We start from the raw sequence: 17,286 nt of genomic DNA, 5'->3' as shown, positions 1-17,286 counted from the left end.
ACATGCCCCGTGCAGCTGTCAGCGGCGGCTTGCAGTTCGCCTGCAAGGTTTCTGCAACCCCGGCTGCAAGGATCCGCGGGCACTCACCTCACCAGGACCCGATCGACTCAGGCAGGGAACGGGGGAGTTCACGTGAGTGTGACATGGGGGGACGTCGACCGGCGGCATGTGCCGCTGCGCCTGGACGTCGACCGCTGGGCCACGCGCCGGGTGCGCAGGAGCGTACTGGCGGTGGTGCACACGGTCACGGCGGGGCAGCGGCTGCTGGAGGCGGTGCAACTGTTCGACGGCGATCCCCGGGTGCAGGTGGTCTTCACCGCGGCACCCGATGTCTTCAGCCATGGTGTGGACGCTTTCCTGGAGGACACCAAGGCCCTGGTGCTGCCCTGGAGCCAGGCCGTCCAGACCAGGTTCGACCTCGCGCTGGCCGCCAGCCACGGCGGTCTGCACGAGCTGCACGCCCCGGTGATCGTGCTCCCGCACGGCGCCGGGTACAACAAGCTGGTCTCCGCGCCCACCGGGCGGCGCGGGCTCCCGGCGGTCGCGGCCGACCGCGGGGTGTACGGGCTGAGCCGTCAACGCCTGGTCAGGGACGGGGTGGTGGTGCCCGCGGCGATCGTGCTCGCGCATGAGGAGGAGCTCGGCCGGCTGGGCCGGGAGTGCCCGGAGGCGCTGCCCGCCGCGGAGGTCGTCGGGGACCCCTGCTTCGACCGCATCACCGCGAGCCTGCCCTCCCGCGCCCTGTACCGGGAGGCGCTCGGCACCGGCGCCCTCCAGGAGCTGGTGCTCATCTGCTCCACCTGGGGGCCCGACTCCCTGCTGGGGCAGGAGTGGGAACTGCTGGAGCGGCTGGTCGCCGAGCTGCCCCGGGACGAGTTCCACATCGCGGTTCTGCTGCACCCGAACGTCTGGAACGCCCATGGCGAATGGCAGATCCGCAGCTGGTTCGCCGGGCTGGGGCGCCGCGGTGTCAGCCTGATCAGCCAGCACACCGACTGGTGCGGGCCGCTCGTCGCCGCCGACGCGATCGTCGGCGACCACGGGTCGGTGTCGCTGTACGGGACGATGACCGGCGCACGGATCCTCACGGCGGGAGCCGCTGCGGTGGAGCTGGCGCCCGGCTCGCCGATGGCGGAGCTGCACTCCCTCGCCCCCCGGCTCCGCGCCGACCGGCCGCTGCGCAGGCAGCTGCGCCGGGGCGCGGCCACCCACCGCGCCGACCGCTATGCGCGGATCGCGGCCCGGATCACCTCGGAGCCGGGGCGCTTCGCCCGGCGGATGCGGGCGCTGATCTACCGCAAGCTCCGGCTGCGGGCACCGGCCGCCCGGCTGTGGCAGGAGCCGGCGGCGCTGCCGCTCACGGTGCGCTACGGCGGCACGCCGGGCGGGGTGGCGTCATGAGCACGCTGCGGCTGGCGCTGACGGGGCCGGGGCTTGCGGGGCCGGGGCTTGCGGGGCCGGGGCTTGCGGGGCCGGGGCTTACGGGTTCCCCGTCCGGGGCCGTCGCCGATACCGCTACCGCTACCGGTGCAACTGCCGGTGCCAGGGCCGGTAGTGAAACCGCCTCCGTCGCGGTCTCCGTCTCCGTCGCCGTCTGCGCGCCTGCCGCCGCCGGCGGCGGGTCCGTCCGCGCGGCGTACGGAGCCGTGCACCGGGTGCGGGTCGGCCTGCTGCTGCCGGGCTCCGGGCGGCCGGTCGTGGACCGGCATCTGCGCGTGACGACCCCGGCGCCACGGCCCTGGCCACGGCTCGCCGACGTACTGGCCGTACCGGGCGCGGACGCCGCGGCGGCCCGCGACGTGGCGGTGCGCCATCCGGGCGCCGCGGTGGTGGCCGTGTACCGCGACGGCGAAGGGTGCGCACTGCGGCTCGGCGGGCCGTACGGCTGCGGCGGTGCGCTGCTGGAGCCGGCAGCCCGGCGCTCGGCCGGGATCTGCTGGGAGACCTGGGCCTCGCTGGCGCACGCCTGGCTGGTGGCCGGGCTCTCGGTGGCGGACCTGGCCGCGGCCGAGGTGCGGGTGGTCCGGCGCCCGGTGCCGTGGGTTCAGTCCGGGGCGGTGTCGCCCAGCAGCGCCAGCCGCTCGCGCACCGCGGCGGCGGGCTCGGGGCGGTCGACCGACAGATAGAGGTCCAGCGCCTCCCGGTAGCGGCGCCGGGCCAGTTCCGGCCGTCCGAGCTGCTCGGCGGCCTCGGCCAGGGCCGCGAGGGCGCGGGCCGTCTCGTAGCCGGCGGCGACGCCGCGCAGCACGGCCAGCGCCTCGGACAACCGGGCCTGTGCCGGCTCGGGCGCGCCGCGGCGGAGCAGGACCCGGCCGAGCAGCAGGGTCGCCCGCGCGGCGTTGTACGGATCGTCCGCGGCCAGCAGCGTCGTACGCGCCGCGTCGGCGTCGGCGGCGGCCCGGTCGAGCAGGCCGGCGGCGAGGGCGACATCGGCCGCGTTGAGCCGGGCCAGTCCGCCGGCGCGGACGTCTCCGCAGGCGGGCAGCTCCACGGCGGCCCGGGCGAACAGATCGGCGGCCCGGGCGGGCCGGCCGGCCCGCTGATGGGCCAGTCCGCGGTAGTTCAGCGTCCGGGCCTCGCCCAGTGCGTCACCGCGGGCGGCGAAGGTCCGCGCCGCCCGCTCGAACATCTCCAGCGCGCGGTCGAAGCGGCCGGCGCCCAGCTCCCCCAGGCCCCCGGAAGTGAGCATCCGGCACTCGGCCGCGGTGTCCCCCGCCTCCCGCGCGGCGGCGAGGCCCTCGGCGTGGACGGCGCGCCAGTGGTCGTAGTGCTTGCGCCGGGGGAAGAGCGGCCACATGGCGTCGGCGAGCTGCCAGGCGACCGGGCCGAAGCCCGCGGTCCGCGCGCGGCGGATCACCGCCGTCAGGTTGTCCAGTTCCCGCTCCAGCCAGTCGAGCGCGGCCTCGGCCCCCTCCCCCAGCTCGTCGGTGACCACGGGGCCCGGACCGAAGGTGCGCGGCAGTCCGTCCCGCCCCGGGTCGGTGATCTGCTCGACGCGGGCGGCGGTGGCCAGATAGTGGTCCGCTATGCGCCGTAACGCCGCGGTCCGCTCCGCCGGGGTCTCCTCCTCGCAGACCTTGGCGGCGGCGTGCAACCGTACGAGGTCGTGGAAGCGGTAGCGGTCCTCGCCGACGTCGATCAGCAGATTCCCGTCGTGCAGCACATCCAGCAGCTCCAGGGCGTCGGCCGGTTCCGCGCCTAATTCGGGCTCCGGGCCCGATCTCGGCTCCAGGGCGCCCGGTCCGGCCAGTACGGCCCGTGCCACCGCGCTGCCGAACTCCCTTCCCGGGTGCAGGCCGAGCAGCCGGTAGAGCCGGGCCGCCGCGCGCGGCAGGCCCTGGTACGACAGGTCCAGCACCCCGCGCACGCTGAGGTCGCCGTCGATGGCCAGTTCGTCCAGCCGCCGTCGCTCCTCGGTCAGCGCCCGGACCATCGTGGTGATCGGCCGGTGCGGCCGGGCCGCGAGCCGGGCGCCGACGACCCGTACCGCCAGCGGCAGACCGGCGCACAGGCCCGCCAGGGCGCGGGCGTCGTCCGGCTGGTCGGCCACCCGGCCGTCGGCCAGGGTGTCCGCCAGCAGCTCGACCGCCGCCTCCAGGCCGAGCGGCTCCAGATGGACCTGGTGGCAGCCTTCGAGGGTCAGCCCGGACAGCCGCTGCCGGCTGGTGACCAGCGTGACGTTCGGCCCGCCCGGCAGCAGCGGGCGCACCTGGGCGGCGGTCGCGGCGTCGTCGAGCAGCACCACTATCCGCAGCTCGGCGGTCAACGAGCGGTAGAGCGCGGCACGTTCCGCGATACCGGACGGCACCGCCCGCGGGGGCACGCCCAGCGCGCGCAGGAAGCGGCTGAGCACCTCCGCCGGCTCGGCCGGGCCGTGCGGCGACTGCCCACCGAGGTCGGCGTAGAGCTGGCCTCCGGGGAAGTCCGCGCGCAGGGTGTGCAGCCAGGCGAGCGCCAGGGCGGTCTTGCCGACCCCGCCCAGTCCGCTGACCGCGGCCAGACAGGAGTGCCCCTCCCGCGCGGCCTGGGCGCGGTGGCGCTCCAGGAGCGTCAGCTCGGCCGCGCGGTCGGTGAGCGCGACGGCCGGCGGGAGCTGCCAGAGCACCTGCGGTACGGCCGGCGCCGCGGCGCGGATGTGGATACCGCCGTGGACGGTGCCGGCCTGCACGCTGGGGCCGTGGACGACCCCGTTCACCTCGTTGTGGCTGCCTTGGTCATGCCCGCGCACGCGTCCCCCTCCGCCGTCACCGACTCCGGCCGGTGACCGGCCGGTTCCCAGGAGCAGTATTTCCGCACCGGCTGTGGGCAACCAGGGAGCCGGCCGGCGGGCGCCGCCCCTTTATGCAGCCGGCGCGGGCGGGGGCGCCGGCCTCCAGTAGCCTCGCTCACAGTTTTTGCAACTTGTTGCATAAGGGCCCGCGGCTGGTCTACAACGGTGCGTACCGTCCGCCGCGCAAGGAGGCCAGCCATGAGCCCCACGACCCCGTATCCGCACCTGATGAGCCCGCTCGACCTCGGGTTCACCACGCTGCCCAACCGGGTGCTGATGGGGTCGATGCACATCGGCCTGGAGGAGGCCGAGAACGGGTTCGCGCGGATGGCCGCCTTCTACGCCGCCCGCGCCCGGGGCGGTGTCGGCCTGATGGTTACGGGGGGCATCGCGCCGAACGACGCGGGGCGGCCGTACGAGGGCGGGGCCAAGCTGACCACTCCGGAGGAGGCGGCGCAGCACCGGACCGTGACCGAGGCGGTGCATGCCGCGGGCGGGCGGATCGCGATGCAGATCCTGCACTTCGGGCGGTACGCCTACCACGCCGATCTGGTCGCCCCGAGCGCGATCCAGGCGCCGATCAGCCCCTTCACCCCGCACGCGCTCACCGACGACGAGGTCGAGCAGACCGTCGAGGACTACGTGCGGGCCGCGGAGCTGGCCAAGTCCGCCGGGTACGACGGCGTCGAGGTGATGGGCTCGGAAGGGTATTTGATCAACGAGTTCATCGCCGGGGCCACCAACCGCCGCACGGACCGGTGGGGCGGCTCGTACGAGAACCGGGTGCGCTTCCCGCTGGAGATCGTGCGCCGCATCCGGGAGCGCGTCGGGACGGACTTCATCCTGATCTACCGGCTGTCGATGCTGGACCTGGTCCCGGGCGGCTCCACGCTGGAGGAGGTGGTCGCGCTCGCCAAGGAGATCGAGGCCGCGGGCGCGACGATCATCAACACCGGGATCGGGTGGCACGAGGCCCGCATCCCGACCATCGCGACGTCGGTGCCGCGCGGCGCCTTCACCTGGGTGACCAAGCGGCTGATGGGGTCGGTCTCGGTTCCGCTGGTGACCAGCAACCGGATCAACACCCCCGAGGTCGCCGAGGAGTTGCTCGCCGACGGGCGGGCCGACATGGTCTCGCTGGCCCGGCCGTTCCTGGCCGATCCGGACTTCGTCGGCAAGGCGAAGGAGGGCCGGGCCGAGGAGATCAACATCTGCATCGGCTGCAACCAGGCATGTCTCGACCACACCTTCAGCGGGCAGATCACGTCCTGCCTGGTCAATCCGCGGGCCTGCCACGAGACCGAGCTGGTGCTCGCACCGACGAGGCTGCGCAAGCGGCTCGCGGTGGTCGGCGCCGGTCCGGCGGGGCTGGCCTGCGCGGTGTCCGCCGCCGAACGCGGCCACGACGTCACGCTGTTCGACGCCGCGGCGGAGATCGGCGGGCAGCTGAACATCGCCAAGCGGGTGCCGGGCAAGGAGGAGTTCGACGAGACGCTGCGCTACTTCCGCACCCAGCTCGCGCTGCGGGGCGTGCGGGTGCGGCTGAACTCCCCCGTCGCGGCCGGCGACCTCGACGCCTTCGACGAGGTGGTGGTCGCCACGGGCGTCAGCCCGCGCGTCCCGGAGATCGAGGGGATCGACCACCCGAGCGTCGTCAGCTACCTCGATGTGCTGCGCGACGGCGCGCCGGTGGGCGAGCGGGTCGCGATCATCGGCGCGGGCGGGATCGGCTTCGACGTCGCGGAGTTCCTGACCGATGCCGGCGAGGGGGCGAGCCGGGACCCGGAGACGTACTTCCGCGCCTGGGGTGTGGACACGGCGTACGGCGAGCGCGGCGGGCTGCGGGCGCCCGAGCGGACCAAGGCGCCCCGCCAGGTGCATCTGCTCCAGCGCAAGACCTCCAAGGTCGGCGCGGGTCTGGGCAAGACCACCGGCTGGATCCACCGTACGGAGCTCCGGCACCGGGGCGTGACGATGATCGCCGGGGCGAGCTACGAGCGGATCGACGACGAGGGGCTGCACCTCACCGTCGACGGCGCGGCCGCCACGCTCGCCGTGGACACGGTCGTGCTGTGCACCGGCCAGGAGCCGTGCCGGGAGCTGTACGAGGAGCTGCGGGCACAGGGGCGGGCGGTGCATCTGATCGGCGGGGCGGACGTCGCCGCCGAACTGGACGCCAAGCGCGCGATCAAGCAGGGGACGGAGCTGGCCGCGGCGCTGTGACCTGCCGCCGCGCCCTGGGGCGGGCCTGGGGAACCGGGGCTGCCCCAGGGTCCGCCCCCTAGGATTTCCCCATGTCCCTCCCGCACGCGATCCTCACCGCCCTGCTTGAGAAGCCGTCGTCGGGGCTGGAGCTGACCCGCCGGTTCGACCGGTCGATCGGCTACTTCTGGCCGGCCACGCATCAGCAGATCTACCGGGAGCTGGGCAAGCTGGAGCAGGCCGGGTTCATCCGGGCGCTGCCGTCCGCGCAGCCGTCCCGGGGGCAGAAGAAGGAGTTCGAGGTGCTGCCCGCGGGACGCGCGGAGCTGACCGCGTGGGCGTCCGGCGAGCAGGACTCCAAGCCCGTCCGCAATGCGCTGCTGGTGCGGCTGCGGGCGGCCGCGGTGGTGGGGGACGCCGGCCTCGACGAGGAACTGCACCGCCATCTCGCGCTGCACCGGCGGCAGTTGGCGGAGTACGAGGAGATCGAGGGGCGCGACTTCGGCGCCGCGACGGAGCCGGCGGACCGGCTGCGGCGGCTGGTGCTGCGGGCCGGGATCGGGCTGGAGACCTTCTGGGTGCAGTGGCTGGAAGAGGCGCTGGCGGAGGTGGCGGACAGCGCGCCGGGCGAGCGGCCCGGGGAGTGAACCCCGAACCGCCCGCCGGGCCCCGTCGGCGGACACCGTGCGTCAACGGATGCCGTGGATCAGCGGATGCCGTGGACCAGGGCGCCCGGGGCGCGCACCGGGTGGATCAGCAGTTGTCGTAGATCAGGGCGCGGACCAGGCGGCAGGTCGTGTCGGAGGGGCTGTGCACCCCGATCTCCGCGGCAGTGCTGCGGATCTTGCGGTTGTGGGCCTGCTCGGGGCGGTAGACGCCGGTGTCGAGCAGGGCTATGGCCAGACGCATGGCCTTCAGGCGGCGGTTGTGGGATTCGTACCGCTCGCGCGGCCATCCGGCGGGCAGCGGCTTCTTGGGCAGCGGGTGGGCCGGGAGAGGCTTCGTCATGAGTGTGGCAGCGGCCATCGGCGACCTCCGGGAGCGTGGAAAAAACCCTCACTGACTGGTTCCCATTCTACTGGCCCCCACTGACAAAAGCCCCTGGCCAGGGGCGATTTGGGGCCTCTGGCCAGGGGTGCGGCGGACCGCCGGGGCGGACCGGTTCAGGGCGCGGCGACGGCCGCCCGCAACCGGGCCTTGTCGGGCTTGCCGACGGGGGTGAGGGGGATCTCGTCCACCACCCGGATGGCGACGGGGGCGTAGAGCGCGCCCTTGTGCTCGGCGACGAAGGCACGCAGGGCGGCGGCGTCCACCCGGTGGCCCGGGGCGGGGACGACCGCGGCGTGCACCTGCTCCACCTCGTCGGCCGTGCGCACCCCGTAGACGGCGCAGTGGGCGACCGCCGGATGGCTGTGCAGCAGGTCCTCGACCTCCGCCGGGTGGACATGGCCCCCGACGACGATGATCACGTCCTTGACCCGGTCGACGAGGTAGAGCCGGCCGTCGTCGTCCAGGCAGCCCACGTCGCCGGTGCGCAGCCAGCCGTCGCCGGTCAGCACCGTCGCGGTCAGCTCGGGCTGCTTCCAGTAGCCCGTCATCACACCGGCGGAGCGTACGTGGACCTCGCCCTGCTCCCCCGCCGGCAGGTCCCGCCCGTCGGCGTCGCGGATCGCCAGCTCGACACCGGGCAGCGCCCGGCCGACGGTGATCCGGCCGTCGGGGCCGGTCGGGGTGTGGTCCGCGGGGAGGGCCGTGGTGATCGACATCGCCTCGGACATGCCGTACATCCCGTACAGCACCGGGCCGAACGCCTTGGCGGCCTCCATCAACCGGGACGGGGAGGCCATGCAGCCGCCGTAGACGATGCTGGTCAGCGAGCCGAGGTCGGTCTCGGGGAGGGTGGGCTCGTCCAGGAGGCGGTAGAGCAGCGGGGGCAGCAACCACAGGTGGCTGATGCGGTCGTGGGCGACGGCGGCGAGGACGGCGGCCGGGTCGAAGGCGCGGTGCAGTACGACGCTGCCGCCGGCGGCGAGCGTCACATCGCTCAGCACGCCCGCCATGTGGGCCAGCGAGGTGCAGGCGAGGAACCGGGGCCGCTCGCCGGTGCCCGCCGACTGCTGGGCGATCATCCCGGCATACGGGGCGTGCGCCATCCGGACTCCCTTGGGGATGCCGGTCGTTCCCCCGGTGTGCCGGATGCACCAGTCGTCCTCCGGGCGGGCGGCGCTCGGGACGGCGGGGGTGGCCGGCAGGGCGGCGCAGGCGGCCGTCAGGTCGGGGCCGAGGCCGGACGGCGCCGGGCCGAAGGTCATGACCTCGGGGAGCGGGCCCTCGGTGTGCGCGAGGAGTTCGCGTGCGGTGTCGTGCAGCGCCGGGTCGACGAGGAGCAGGGCGGGCTCGGCGCTCGCCACGACACGGGCCAGGGTCTCGGCGGCCATGCCGTCGTAGAGGAGGACCACGCGGGCGCCGAGGAGGTTGACGGCATAGCGGGCGGCGAGCGCCTCGGCGCGGTTGCCGCTGAGGACGGAGACGGTGCGGCCGCGGCCGATGCCGTGGTCGGCCAGTACGGCCGCCATCCGGTGGACGGTGGCGTGTAAGGCGCCGGCGGTGACCTCGGGGCGGGCCTCGCCGCCCGGTCTGCCGGTGGCGTCGGGCTCCGGGCCGGTCAGGACGGTCCGAGAGGGGTCCTTGGCGAGGACGGCCAGGATGGTGTCGACGTAGCTGGTGAATCCGGTGGCGGGCGGCATGGCGGTGGTGCTCCTCGGTGCGGCGGCGATGCTCGGACCCCCGACGCTAAGCGCGATCGCTCATGCACTCCATGACCAATTCCGCCATGTGGTCATGCCCCCAGGGGCATGAGCGGTGCCAGTGTCCCCTCCGCCGCGGCCAGGATCTCGGTGACCCGCAGCCCGAAGTGGATGTCGCAGGCGTTCGGCAGGCCGGTGCCGGCGGCGGCGAGCAGGGCGTCGACGGCGCGGTGGTAGGCCGCGTCGGGGCCGTACCGGCGGCGCGGCAGGGTGGCGACGCCGGCGGTGCCGCGGAGGGTGACCTCGACGCCGGACGCGGCGGCCGGGGCGGTGAGCCCCACCGTCGCCGAACTGGCCGCCCCGCTGCTGTGACGCATCGTCAGCAGGACGGTGTCGGCCGGGCCCCGGGCGGCGGTGACCGCCTCCACGTCGCCGAGGACCGCGAGGAGCACGGAGAGCGCATGCGGGCCGATGTCCCACAGGCCGCCCTTCTCGCGGCGCCAGGGCGAGCGGGCGTAGGGGCTGGTGGTGTCCTCGACGAAGACCGGGGCGAGCCAGTCGGCGTGCGCGGTGAACCAGCCGCCGGCGGCCGCCTGGGCGGCGATCCACTCGCCCTCCCCCTCGCCGAAGCGCGCGGTGAAGAAGACCACCGAGGCGACGCCGGCGCGGTCGGCGGCGTCGGCGGCGGCCCGGGCCTCGGGCACGGAGGTGGCGACCGGCTTGTCCAGCAGCAGATGGCAGCCGGCCTCGGCGGCGCGCACCGCCAACGGGGCCTGGACGGACGGCGGCAGGGCGATCGACACCGCGTCGCAGGCGGCGAACAGCTCGCCGGGGGTGGCGTACGGGCGGGAGCCGTGGGCCTGGGCCAGCGCGGCGGCGGCCTCCGGCCTGCGCCCCCAGACACCGGTGAGCTCGACGCCGGGGTGCGCGGCGAGGGCGGGGGCGTGGACGCCGCGCGCCCAGGGGCCGGTGCCGAGGAGTCCGATGCGCAGGGTCGTCATGCGGCCAGTGTCCCGCGGGGCGCGGCGCGGCACGAGCATCCGGCGGCCGTGGCCCCGGCGGGTAGTCCGTATGCCGGTACGCGCGGGCGGTGTCACGTTGCACGGGCCGGCCGCGGGACTCCGGTGCGACTTCCGGACCTGATCCGCAAAGCGACGATTCGCTGCTCGTGCCCCCTTCCCGGCGGGCGTCCGACGGACGGGGGAGGACGCGGTGGCGAGCCGGTCACGGACGGCAGGGTGCGGGTCGCCTGCCTCAAGGCGTTCCGGCTCTCCGACAAGCAGGTCCGGCGCGGCCGTGTGCTGCACCGGCTCGTCGCGCACGAGTGGCCTGTGGGGCGTACGGCGGAGGCGACGGCGATCGGCGGCCGGGAGCTGGTGCGGCGCGTCGACCATCTGGGATTCCGGGGCCTGCGGAAATGCTTCGTTGAGCTTTGCACCACATCACAGTCAACAAACCGGGGCATATCGGCATCAGCAAACCAGGACACAGTCGGGCATAAATCCGCGGAATCGCGCGATGTCCGGTTGAGTAACCTGCGGTTCACATATGGGCAACGGACGGGAAACGGCCTGTTGCGAGTGTGCGGAAGTACGCCCGCACGCGTACCCGCACCTACCTGTTTAAGAGGACCCGTGACCATCAAGGCCGAGTACATCTGGATCGACGGCACCCAGCCGACCGCCAAGCTCCGTTCCAAGACCAAGATCCTGGCGGATGGATCCAAGCTGCCGCGCTGGGGCTTCGACGGGTCCAGCACCAACCAGGCCGAAGGCCACTCCTCGGACCTCGTCCTGGAGCCGGTGTTCAGCTGCCCGGACCCGATCCGCGGCGGCGACCACCTGCTGGTGCTGTGCGAGGTGCTGCACACGGACCTGACCCCGCACCCCACCAACACCCGTGCGGCGCTGCGCCCGGTGGCGGAGAAGTTCGCCGACCAGGAGCCGATCTTCGGCATCGAGCAGGAGTACACCTTCCTCAAGGGCGACCGTCCGCTCGGCTTCCCCGAGGGCGGCGGTTTCCCCGCTCCGCAGGCCGACTACTACTGCGGCGTGGGCGCCGACGCGATCTTCGGCCGCGAGATCGTCGAGAAGCACCTCGACCTGTGCCTGGCGGCCGGCCTCGGCCTGTCCGGCATCAACGCCGAGGTCATGCCCGGCCAGTGGGAGTTCCAGGTCGGCGCCCTGGCGCCGCTGGAGGTCTCGGACCACATGTGGGTGGCGCGCTGGCTGCTGCACCGCGTGGCGGAGGAGTACGGCGTCACCGCGTCACTGGAGGCCAAGCCGGCCAAGGGCGACTGGAACGGCGCGGGTGCGCACACCAACTTCTCCACCCGCGCGATGCGCGAGGGCTACGACGCGATCATCACCGCCTGTGAGGCGCTGGGCGAGGCCGACAAGCCGCTGGAGCACGTGCGCCAGTACGGCACCGGCATCGAGGACCGGCTGACCGGCGCGCACGAGACCGCCCCTTGGGACGAGTACAGCTACGGCGCCTCCGACCGCGGTGCCTCGGTGCGCATCCCGTGGCAGGTCGAGGTGGAGAAGAAGGGCTACATCGAGGACCGCCGGCCGAACGCCAACGTCGACCCGTACGTGGTCACCCGGCTGATCGTGGACACCTGCTGCACGGAACTGGCGCGACGCGAGCAGATCTGAGCGAGCAGGCTGCGCGGGCAGAGTCGAGGCAGGCGGAACGCACGCGCAGGAGAGGGCCGGGCCGAGGGGCCCGGCCCTCTCGCATGCCCGGCCGCGGCTCGTCGCGCCGGGCCGCGGCCGGTTTGTCAGTGGCGGCTGGCAGGCTGGGGACATGCTTGCGATCAGCATCAAGACCGAGACCGGGGCGGACCGTTCGCGCCCCACGGCAGCCGAGCTGACAGAGCTGCTGCGGCGGATCGGCGGCGACGGCGACCACTTCGTGGTCGCCGAGCGGCTGCCTGCCGAGGGCCAGGTGTTCGTGCAGACCTGGCGGGACGGTGACGGGCCCTTCCAGGTGGAGCACCGCGACGGCGCGCCGGACCGGCACTTCACCGCGCGGACCGACGACGCCCAGCAGGTCGCCGAGGTCTTCGTCGACTGGGCGCGCGGCGGGCAGTCGTGGCGTACGGCGCTGGACTGGCAGCCCGCGGACCTGTACTCCACGCCCGGACTGGCCCCGGAGACCCGAGCGGCCGCCGAGGAGCAGGCCCGCAACGGCATCCGGTCCGGCTTCCGGACCTTCCACGAGGTCGCACAGGGCGTCCGCGACGCCTTCGACCCCGAGGACACCCCGGTCTCGCCGGAGGAGGCACGGCGGATCGTCGCCGGCCTGTGGCAGGAGCGGCTGGCCGAGCAGGCCGAATGGCCCGAGGTCACCGAAGCGGACCGGGTCGCGCGGGCCTTCGCCACACTGGACGCCCAGGGGCTGACGGCCCGGATGGACTTCACCTGCTGCAGCCGCTGCGGGCTCGGCGAGATAGCCGCCCATCGCGCCGAGGGCGACCGGGGGTTCGTCTTCTTCCACCACCAGGACACCGAAGCGGCCGCGGAGGGCCACGGGCTGGCGGTCCGGTACGGCGCCTACGAGGACTCCGAAGCGGCATCAGGCGAGGCCCCGGCGGACACGGCCCCAACGGACGAACGCGCCGAGATCGGGCGGACGGTGGCCGCGGCGCTCGGCGCAGCGGGCCTGTCGGTGCGCTGGGACGGCGATCCGGACCGGGTCATCGAGGTCGCCCCGCTGGACTGGCGCAAGCGGCTGCCGGCGGGTGCCTGAGATGGCCCTCCGCATGCCCTGGCTCGCGCCGCTCTACGTCGGCGCCGTACAGCTCGGCGCGCACGCCACCGCGCGGCTGCCCGAAGGACGGCGCACGCGGTTGCTGCGCCGCCACTCCACCAACGTGGCCAATCTGCGGGCCGGCCGCTGGGAGACGCTGGCCACCAGCGCGGGCCTCGTCGAGGAGCCGCTGCCGATCCCGTACGCCGCCGCACTGCTCGCCGCCCTGGGGACGGCCGAGGTCCGCTGGGGCCCCGGGCGGGCGGCAGCGGTGTTCGCGGCCGGGCACACGGGCGCCAGCCTGCTGATATACGCGGGGCTGCGCGACCGGGTCCGTACGGCTCCACCGGACGCGACCGCGCGGGCCGTCGACGTCGGGGCCAGCTACGGCTTCAACGCCACACTGGGCGCCCTGGCCGCGAGCGTCCCGCACCGCGGCGCCCGGGCCGCGGCGACCGCCGGGCTGCTGGCGCTGGGGCTCCGCCCCGTACTCCGGCGCGGCCGGACGTTCACCGACGCCGGGCATCTGGCGGCGACGGCACTCGGCGTGGCACTGGGGTGCGGCATAGGGGCGGGAACGGGACGGGACGCGGGAGGGGACGCCACCACCTGAGGCGGGAGAAGCACTTTCCGGCCATCGGCCCCGTGGTCCCCTGCTCTCCAACTCCGCGGCGAGGAAGCCGAGTCGGATCCGCAACGCCCCCGGTACCGCCGCCCGAGCGGGCCGGGCGCGGCGGAATTACGTCACACCGGCACCCGTACGAGGGACAGATCACCGACTGTCTGGTTCAATAAGGCCATGGCCAGCCTTACAGACAGCGCGACGGGTCGCAGCGACCTTGAGCCCTTCTGGCCGTCCCGGCAGGCGCACGCCTTCGACCTGCTGTGTTGCCGCGCACACTGAGCGCGGGCCCGCACACGCCTCATCGACGCCGCTGACCGGCGTCCCCAGCCCTGCCCGCGCGCACGACGTCCCCGACGCCCCTCTGCGCGAAAGAGCTGACTCCCCATGACGAACGTCCGTACCCTGACCGCCAACTCCGCGACGGCTCCCGAGTCCCCCCGCACCACCCCGCACCCTCATCGCCACCGACTGCGCGCGGTGGCACCCGACGAGGCCCTGCCCTCGCCCGCCACCGCCCCGAACGGCGCGGCGCAGCACGGTGTCCGATCGGTCGCCGAGCTGCTGGACTCCGGCGCGACGTGGATCCCGGCGCCCCAGCACAGCCTGCCCGCGCTGCCCGGCCAGCCGCCGATGGTCGGGTACCTGGTCCTCGTCCCCGCCGAGCAGGCCGCCGCGCAGACCGTCGCGCAGCCGGCCGTCGAACCCGCGGTCGCGCCGACCGGGGACGAGATCGTGCGGATCGACCCCGAGCAGCGCACCGCCTACGTCCAGGGCCGGCCGCTGGATCTGACGTACCTCGAATTCGAGCTGCTGGCGCATCTGGTCGCCCATCCGCACCGGGTGCACACCCGCGACCAGCTGGTGACCACGGTGTGGGGCTACGGCCATGTCGGCGACGGCCGCACCGTCGATGTCCATGTCGCCCGGCTGCGCCGCAAGTTGGGCGCCCAGCACCGGGCGTCGATCGTGACGGTGCGCCGGGTCGGCTACAAGTACGTGCCGAGCGCCTGAGACCGGCGCCGGGGGGTGTCTCCCGGAGACCGGAGCGACACCCCCTACGGGCAACCGGCGCCGGCCCGCTCCTTCGGGGGCGGGAGGGCGCCCGAACCGCGCCGGTGCAGACACCCCACACCGGCCGCCACCAGGAGCCCGATCCCGGAGGCCAACAGCATCGCCTTGGCCGGGGAGTCGGTGAGCGCCGCACCGCCCAGGCCGCCGAGGGCCGCGCTGCACAGCGCCCAGACGCCCGCCCCCACCGCGTCCAGCAGCACGAAGCGGCGCAGCGGGAAGTGGACGCTGCCGGTGGACAGCGCGGAGACCACACGGCCACCAGGGACGAAGCGGCCGCCGACGACGAGCAGGGCCGCATGCCGCTCGACCATCGCGCGGGCCCTGGCGTGCCGGGCGCGGCCGCGTTCGCCGCGGAGCAGCCGGGCGGTGGCGCGGGGGCCGGCGTACCGGCCCACCGCGTAGCCCAGGCAGTCGCCGGCCAGCGCCCCGGCCGCCGCGACGCCCGCCAGCAGGGCGAGCAGCGGCAGGTCGGGGCCGATGAGCACGGCGACCAGGAGGACCGTGGTCTCGCTCGGCATGAACGGCAGCAGCGCGTCGAGACCGGACACCAGCAGCACGACCAGCCACAGCCAGGGCGAGTCCAGCAGGCCCTGGAGCGGCTCGGCGAGCTGGTCGAGCTGGTCAAACATGGGCCGGGGCATCCCGGACGTCCGCGGCCGCCACCGGCGTGTGCCGCACCGCCGCGCCCCGTACCGGCGCGGCCGCCGGCGACCGGCCGCCCAGCACCGCCCGTGCCGCGCGCGCCGCCAACTCCCGCCGGTCCAGCCCCGGTTCCCCGCCCGCCGTGGTCAGCACCGGATGCGCGGTGACGCGTATCGTCAGCGCGCGGGCGGCGAGCACCCGGCGCAGCGAGCCGAGGAAGGTGTCCTCGCCGCAGAACGCGGCGACCGTGCTGGGCAGTTCCCGCTGGGTGTACTCGATGGTCACCGGCCGGACCGGTGCGCCCGCGTCGAGCGCGGCCTGGAAGGTGGCCCGGCGGAAGGTGCCCTGCTCGGCGGTGCACCAGGTGGTGGCCTGCGGGAAGACCGCCACCGACCGTCCGGAGGCGAGCAGTTCGGTCAGGTCCCCTATGGCGCCGGGCAGCCCGCGGGGGCTCGTCCGGTCGATGAAGTGCGTACCGGCTCTGCGGGCCAGTCCGCCGACCACGGGCCAGCCGCCGACCTCGCGCTTGGCGAGCAGGGTGACCGGTTCGACGGCGAGCAGGGCGGGGATGTCGAGCCAGGAGATGTGGTTGACGACCAGGAGGGTGCCGGGGCCGCCCCCGGAGGTGAGGGTGCCGGGGCCCTCCCCCGGGCCGTCGAGGCGGATGCCCAGCGCGTCGAGCAGCCCGCGGGCGTGCGCCCGCAGCCGTACCGGATCGGCCATCCGCTCGCCGTCCGTGAGCGCCCGGCGCACCCGGTGCGCGAACGCCGCGGAACGCCGGGCGGCGCCGGTCGCCGGGATCCGCGGCAGGGCGTGCGCCGCGCAGCCCGGTGTGCAGTCGGACCAGACGTCCCAGGGGCCGTTCACTGCTCCCCCAGGAAGTAGCGCCGGTAGCGGTCGCCGAGCCGTTCCATGTCCAGCACGACGAAGAAGTCGGCGGTGTCGAACTCCGGGTCGTGGGCGGGCGCGCCGCAGATGAAGGCGCCGATGCGGAGGTAGCCGCGGAGCAGCGGGGGCAGCTGGGCCAGGCTGGGGCGGTCGGGTACCGGGACCGTGGACTGCCAGGGGTGGTGCGGGGTGACCTGCAGCTCCGGCGGTGCGGCGTACCGGGTGCGGCCCAGCTCCCAGGCGTGGGCGGCGGCGGTACCGCCGTCGGCGAGCGCGACGGAGGCGCAGCCGGCCAGGTAGCGGTGGCCGGAGAGCAGGGTGTAGCGGGCGAGGGCGGCCCACATCTGGGTCATCACCGCACCGCTGCGGTGGTCGGGGTGGACGCAGGACCGGCCGGCCTCGATGAGGGAGGGCCGCAGCTCCTCCAGGGCCCCGAGGTCGAACTCGCCGTCGGAGTACAGCCGCGGGCTGCGGCCGGGCGGCAGCAGCCGGTAGGTGCCGACGACCTCGCCGGTGGCGGTGCGGGTGACGATGAGGTGGTCGGCCAGCTCGTCGACGGCGTCGATGTCGTGACCGGCCAGCGGGGAGTGCAGGGTCGCGCCCATCTCGCCGGCGAAGACCTGGTGGCGCAGTCGCTGCGCGGCGCGGATCTGGTCGGTGCTGTCGGCGATCTGCGCGCTGTAGTCGGGAGCGCTTGCGGGTGCGGGTGCGGCTGCCGGGGCGGGAGCGGTGCCGGGGACGGCGGCGGACGCGGTCGGTGCCATGCTCATCAGAGCCCTCCATGGGGAGTGGGGAGGCGGTGCGAGTCGTCCACGGGGCCTGAGCCCCATGACCTGGCCCTTCTCTACGCGGCAGACTGTTCCCCGGCCCGACAGCCGGGCGCGTGAAGCGCAGGGAGCTAGTGGGTGAGGGGCGTCCAAACACTTCTGCTGCACTTGGCTGGCTTCCCACGTTTTTGGCTTTCCCGCCGTGTGGGTTTCGGTGGGTTCGCCTGCGGCGGGCTGGGGCCGCTGCGCGGGGCTTTCGGGTGCCGGTGTCGGTCCTCCGGGGCTGGGTGTCCGGACTGCTGCGCTTTACGTCCGGACACC

15 protein-coding genes are annotated in these 17,286 nt (G+C 74.5%); 8 read left to right on the top strand and 7 right to left on the bottom strand.

Translation table 11 applies throughout. The features are described from left to right. Positions 1-132: 132 nt before the first annotated feature. Together ACZ4NB_RS32185 and ACZ4NB_RS32180 are read left to right on the top strand one after the other, a co-directional pair. Positions 133-1,401 (top strand): hypothetical protein, encoded by a 1,269-nt coding sequence (locus tag ACZ4NB_RS32185; protein WP_467666577.1) that lies wholly within the window; start codon positions 133-135, stop codon positions 1,399-1,401. Further along, entirely contained in the window at positions 1,398-2,126 is a 729-nt protein-coding gene (locus tag ACZ4NB_RS32180; protein ID WP_467666576.1) for a hypothetical protein, read from the top strand. The genes ACZ4NB_RS32185 and ACZ4NB_RS32180 overlap by 4 nt, the downstream gene beginning before the upstream one ends. Here the strand turns inward: ACZ4NB_RS32180 and ACZ4NB_RS32175 are convergent. Then, the gene (locus ACZ4NB_RS32175; protein WP_467666575.1) at positions 2,045-4,228 is read right to left on the bottom strand and encodes an ATP-binding protein; all 2,184 of its coding nucleotides are present in this window, start codon (positions 4,226-4,228) and stop codon (positions 2,045-2,047) included. The genes ACZ4NB_RS32180 and ACZ4NB_RS32175 overlap by 82 nt on opposite strands. A gap of 240 nt (positions 4,229-4,468) precedes the next feature. Here ACZ4NB_RS32175 and ACZ4NB_RS32170 point away from each other — a divergent pair, with 240 nt between their 5' ends. Next, positions 4,469-6,493 (top strand): oxidoreductase, encoded by a 2,025-nt coding sequence (locus tag ACZ4NB_RS32170; RefSeq protein WP_467666574.1) that lies wholly within the window; start codon positions 4,469-4,471, stop codon positions 6,491-6,493. A gap of 71 nt (positions 6,494-6,564) precedes the next feature. Beyond that, the gene (locus ACZ4NB_RS32165; protein WP_467666573.1) at positions 6,565-7,119 is read left to right on the top strand and encodes a PadR family transcriptional regulator; all 555 of its coding nucleotides are present in this window, start codon (positions 6,565-6,567) and stop codon (positions 7,117-7,119) included. A gap of 106 nt (positions 7,120-7,225) precedes the next feature. Here ACZ4NB_RS32165 and ACZ4NB_RS32160 read toward each other — a convergent pair whose 3' ends face one another. The 3 genes from ACZ4NB_RS32160 to ACZ4NB_RS32150 all read right to left on the bottom strand — a co-directional run bounded on the left by ACZ4NB_RS32160 (position 7,226) and on the right by ACZ4NB_RS32150 (position 10,220). After that, a complete protein-coding gene (locus ACZ4NB_RS32160; protein WP_384436558.1) occupies positions 7,226-7,498 on the bottom strand; it encodes a hypothetical protein in 273 nt (90 codons plus the stop codon). 137 nt (positions 7,499-7,635) lie between these two features. Beyond that, a complete protein-coding gene (locus tag ACZ4NB_RS32155; RefSeq protein ID WP_467666572.1) occupies positions 7,636-9,219 on the bottom strand; it encodes an AMP-binding protein in 1,584 nt (527 codons plus the stop codon). A 92-nt stretch (positions 9,220-9,311) separates the two neighbouring features. Next, positions 9,312-10,220, bottom strand: coding sequence for a Gfo/Idh/MocA family protein (locus tag ACZ4NB_RS32150; protein WP_467666571.1), 909 nt, complete (start codon positions 10,218-10,220; stop codon positions 9,312-9,314). A 633-nt stretch (positions 10,221-10,853) separates the two neighbouring features. On the opposite strand from ACZ4NB_RS32150, the gene glnII reads away from it, so the two are divergent. From glnII to ACZ4NB_RS32130, 4 genes are all read left to right on the top strand, one after another. Next, the gene (gene glnII / locus ACZ4NB_RS32145) at positions 10,854-11,876 is read left to right on the top strand and encodes a glutamine synthetase (protein WP_467666570.1); all 1,023 of its coding nucleotides are present in this window, start codon (positions 10,854-10,856) and stop codon (positions 11,874-11,876) included. Between the two features lie 151 nt (positions 11,877-12,027). After that, entirely contained in the window at positions 12,028-12,972 is a 945-nt protein-coding gene (locus ACZ4NB_RS32140; RefSeq protein WP_467666569.1) for a DUF6891 domain-containing protein, read from the top strand. Between the two features lies 1 nt (position 12,973). Beyond that, positions 12,974-13,585, top strand: a complete 612-nt coding sequence (locus ACZ4NB_RS32135) for a rhomboid-like protein (protein WP_467666568.1) — start codon at positions 12,974-12,976, stop codon at positions 13,583-13,585. Between the two features lie 396 nt (positions 13,586-13,981). Continuing rightward, positions 13,982-14,608 carry a winged helix-turn-helix domain-containing protein gene (locus tag ACZ4NB_RS32130; RefSeq protein ID WP_467666567.1) on the top strand — a complete coding sequence of 209 codons (627 nt, stop codon included), beginning with the start codon at positions 13,982-13,984 and terminating at the stop codon, positions 14,606-14,608. 44 nt (positions 14,609-14,652) lie between these two features. Here ACZ4NB_RS32130 and ACZ4NB_RS32125 read toward each other — a convergent pair whose 3' ends face one another. From ACZ4NB_RS32125 to ACZ4NB_RS32115, 3 genes are read right to left on the bottom strand one after another with little or no spacing between them, the layout of a single operon-like run. After that, entirely contained in the window at positions 14,653-15,297 is a 645-nt protein-coding gene (locus ACZ4NB_RS32125) for a DedA family protein (RefSeq protein ID WP_467666566.1), read from the bottom strand. Then, positions 15,290-16,177 carry a lysophospholipid acyltransferase family protein gene (locus tag ACZ4NB_RS32120; RefSeq protein WP_467666565.1) on the bottom strand — a complete coding sequence of 296 codons (888 nt, stop codon included), beginning with the start codon at positions 16,175-16,177 and terminating at the stop codon, positions 15,290-15,292. The genes ACZ4NB_RS32125 and ACZ4NB_RS32120 overlap by 8 nt, the downstream gene beginning before the upstream one ends. Continuing rightward, positions 16,174-16,968: a GNAT family N-acetyltransferase gene (locus ACZ4NB_RS32115; protein WP_467666564.1), complete on the bottom strand. Its 795-nt coding sequence runs from the start codon at positions 16,966-16,968 to the stop codon at positions 16,174-16,176. The genes ACZ4NB_RS32120 and ACZ4NB_RS32115 overlap by 4 nt, the downstream gene beginning before the upstream one ends. Between the last annotated feature and the right edge of the window lie 318 nt (positions 16,969-17,286).

This window comes from Streptomyces sp. NPDC026575 (genome assembly GCF_055567415.1).
This window is presented reverse-complemented; position numbering and strand designations above follow the sequence as displayed.

Bases quoted from the DNA above. Each gene is read 5' to 3' on its own strand.
- ACZ4NB_RS32170 (WP_467666574.1), top strand. From the start codon at position 4,469: ATGAGCCCCACGACCCCGTATCCGCACCTGATGAGCCCGCTCGACCTC.
- ACZ4NB_RS32130 (WP_467666567.1), top strand. From the start codon at position 13,982: ATGACGAACGTCCGTACCCTGACCGCCAACTCCGCGACGGCTCCCGAG.
- ACZ4NB_RS32155 (WP_467666572.1), bottom strand. From the start codon at position 9,219: ATGCCGCCCGCCACCGGATTCACCAGCTACGTCGACACCATCCTGGCC.
- ACZ4NB_RS32125 (WP_467666566.1), bottom strand. From the start codon at position 15,297: ATGTTTGACCAGCTCGACCAGCTCGCCGAGCCGCTCCAGGGCCTGCTG.
- ACZ4NB_RS32135 (WP_467666568.1), top strand. From the start codon at position 12,974: ATGGCCCTCCGCATGCCCTGGCTCGCGCCGCTCTACGTCGGCGCCGTA.
- ACZ4NB_RS32140 (WP_467666569.1), top strand. From the start codon at position 12,028: ATGCTTGCGATCAGCATCAAGACCGAGACCGGGGCGGACCGTTCGCGC.
- ACZ4NB_RS32160 (WP_384436558.1), bottom strand. From the start codon at position 7,498: ATGGCCGCTGCCACACTCATGACGAAGCCTCTCCCGGCCCACCCGCTG.
- ACZ4NB_RS32115 (WP_467666564.1), bottom strand. From the start codon at position 16,968: ATGAGCATGGCACCGACCGCGTCCGCCGCCGTCCCCGGCACCGCTCCC.
- ACZ4NB_RS32180 (WP_467666576.1), top strand. From the start codon at position 1,398: ATGAGCACGCTGCGGCTGGCGCTGACGGGGCCGGGGCTTGCGGGGCCG.
- ACZ4NB_RS32165 (WP_467666573.1), top strand. From the start codon at position 6,565: ATGTCCCTCCCGCACGCGATCCTCACCGCCCTGCTTGAGAAGCCGTCG.
- ACZ4NB_RS32150 (WP_467666571.1), bottom strand. From the start codon at position 10,220: ATGACGACCCTGCGCATCGGACTCCTCGGCACCGGCCCCTGGGCGCGC.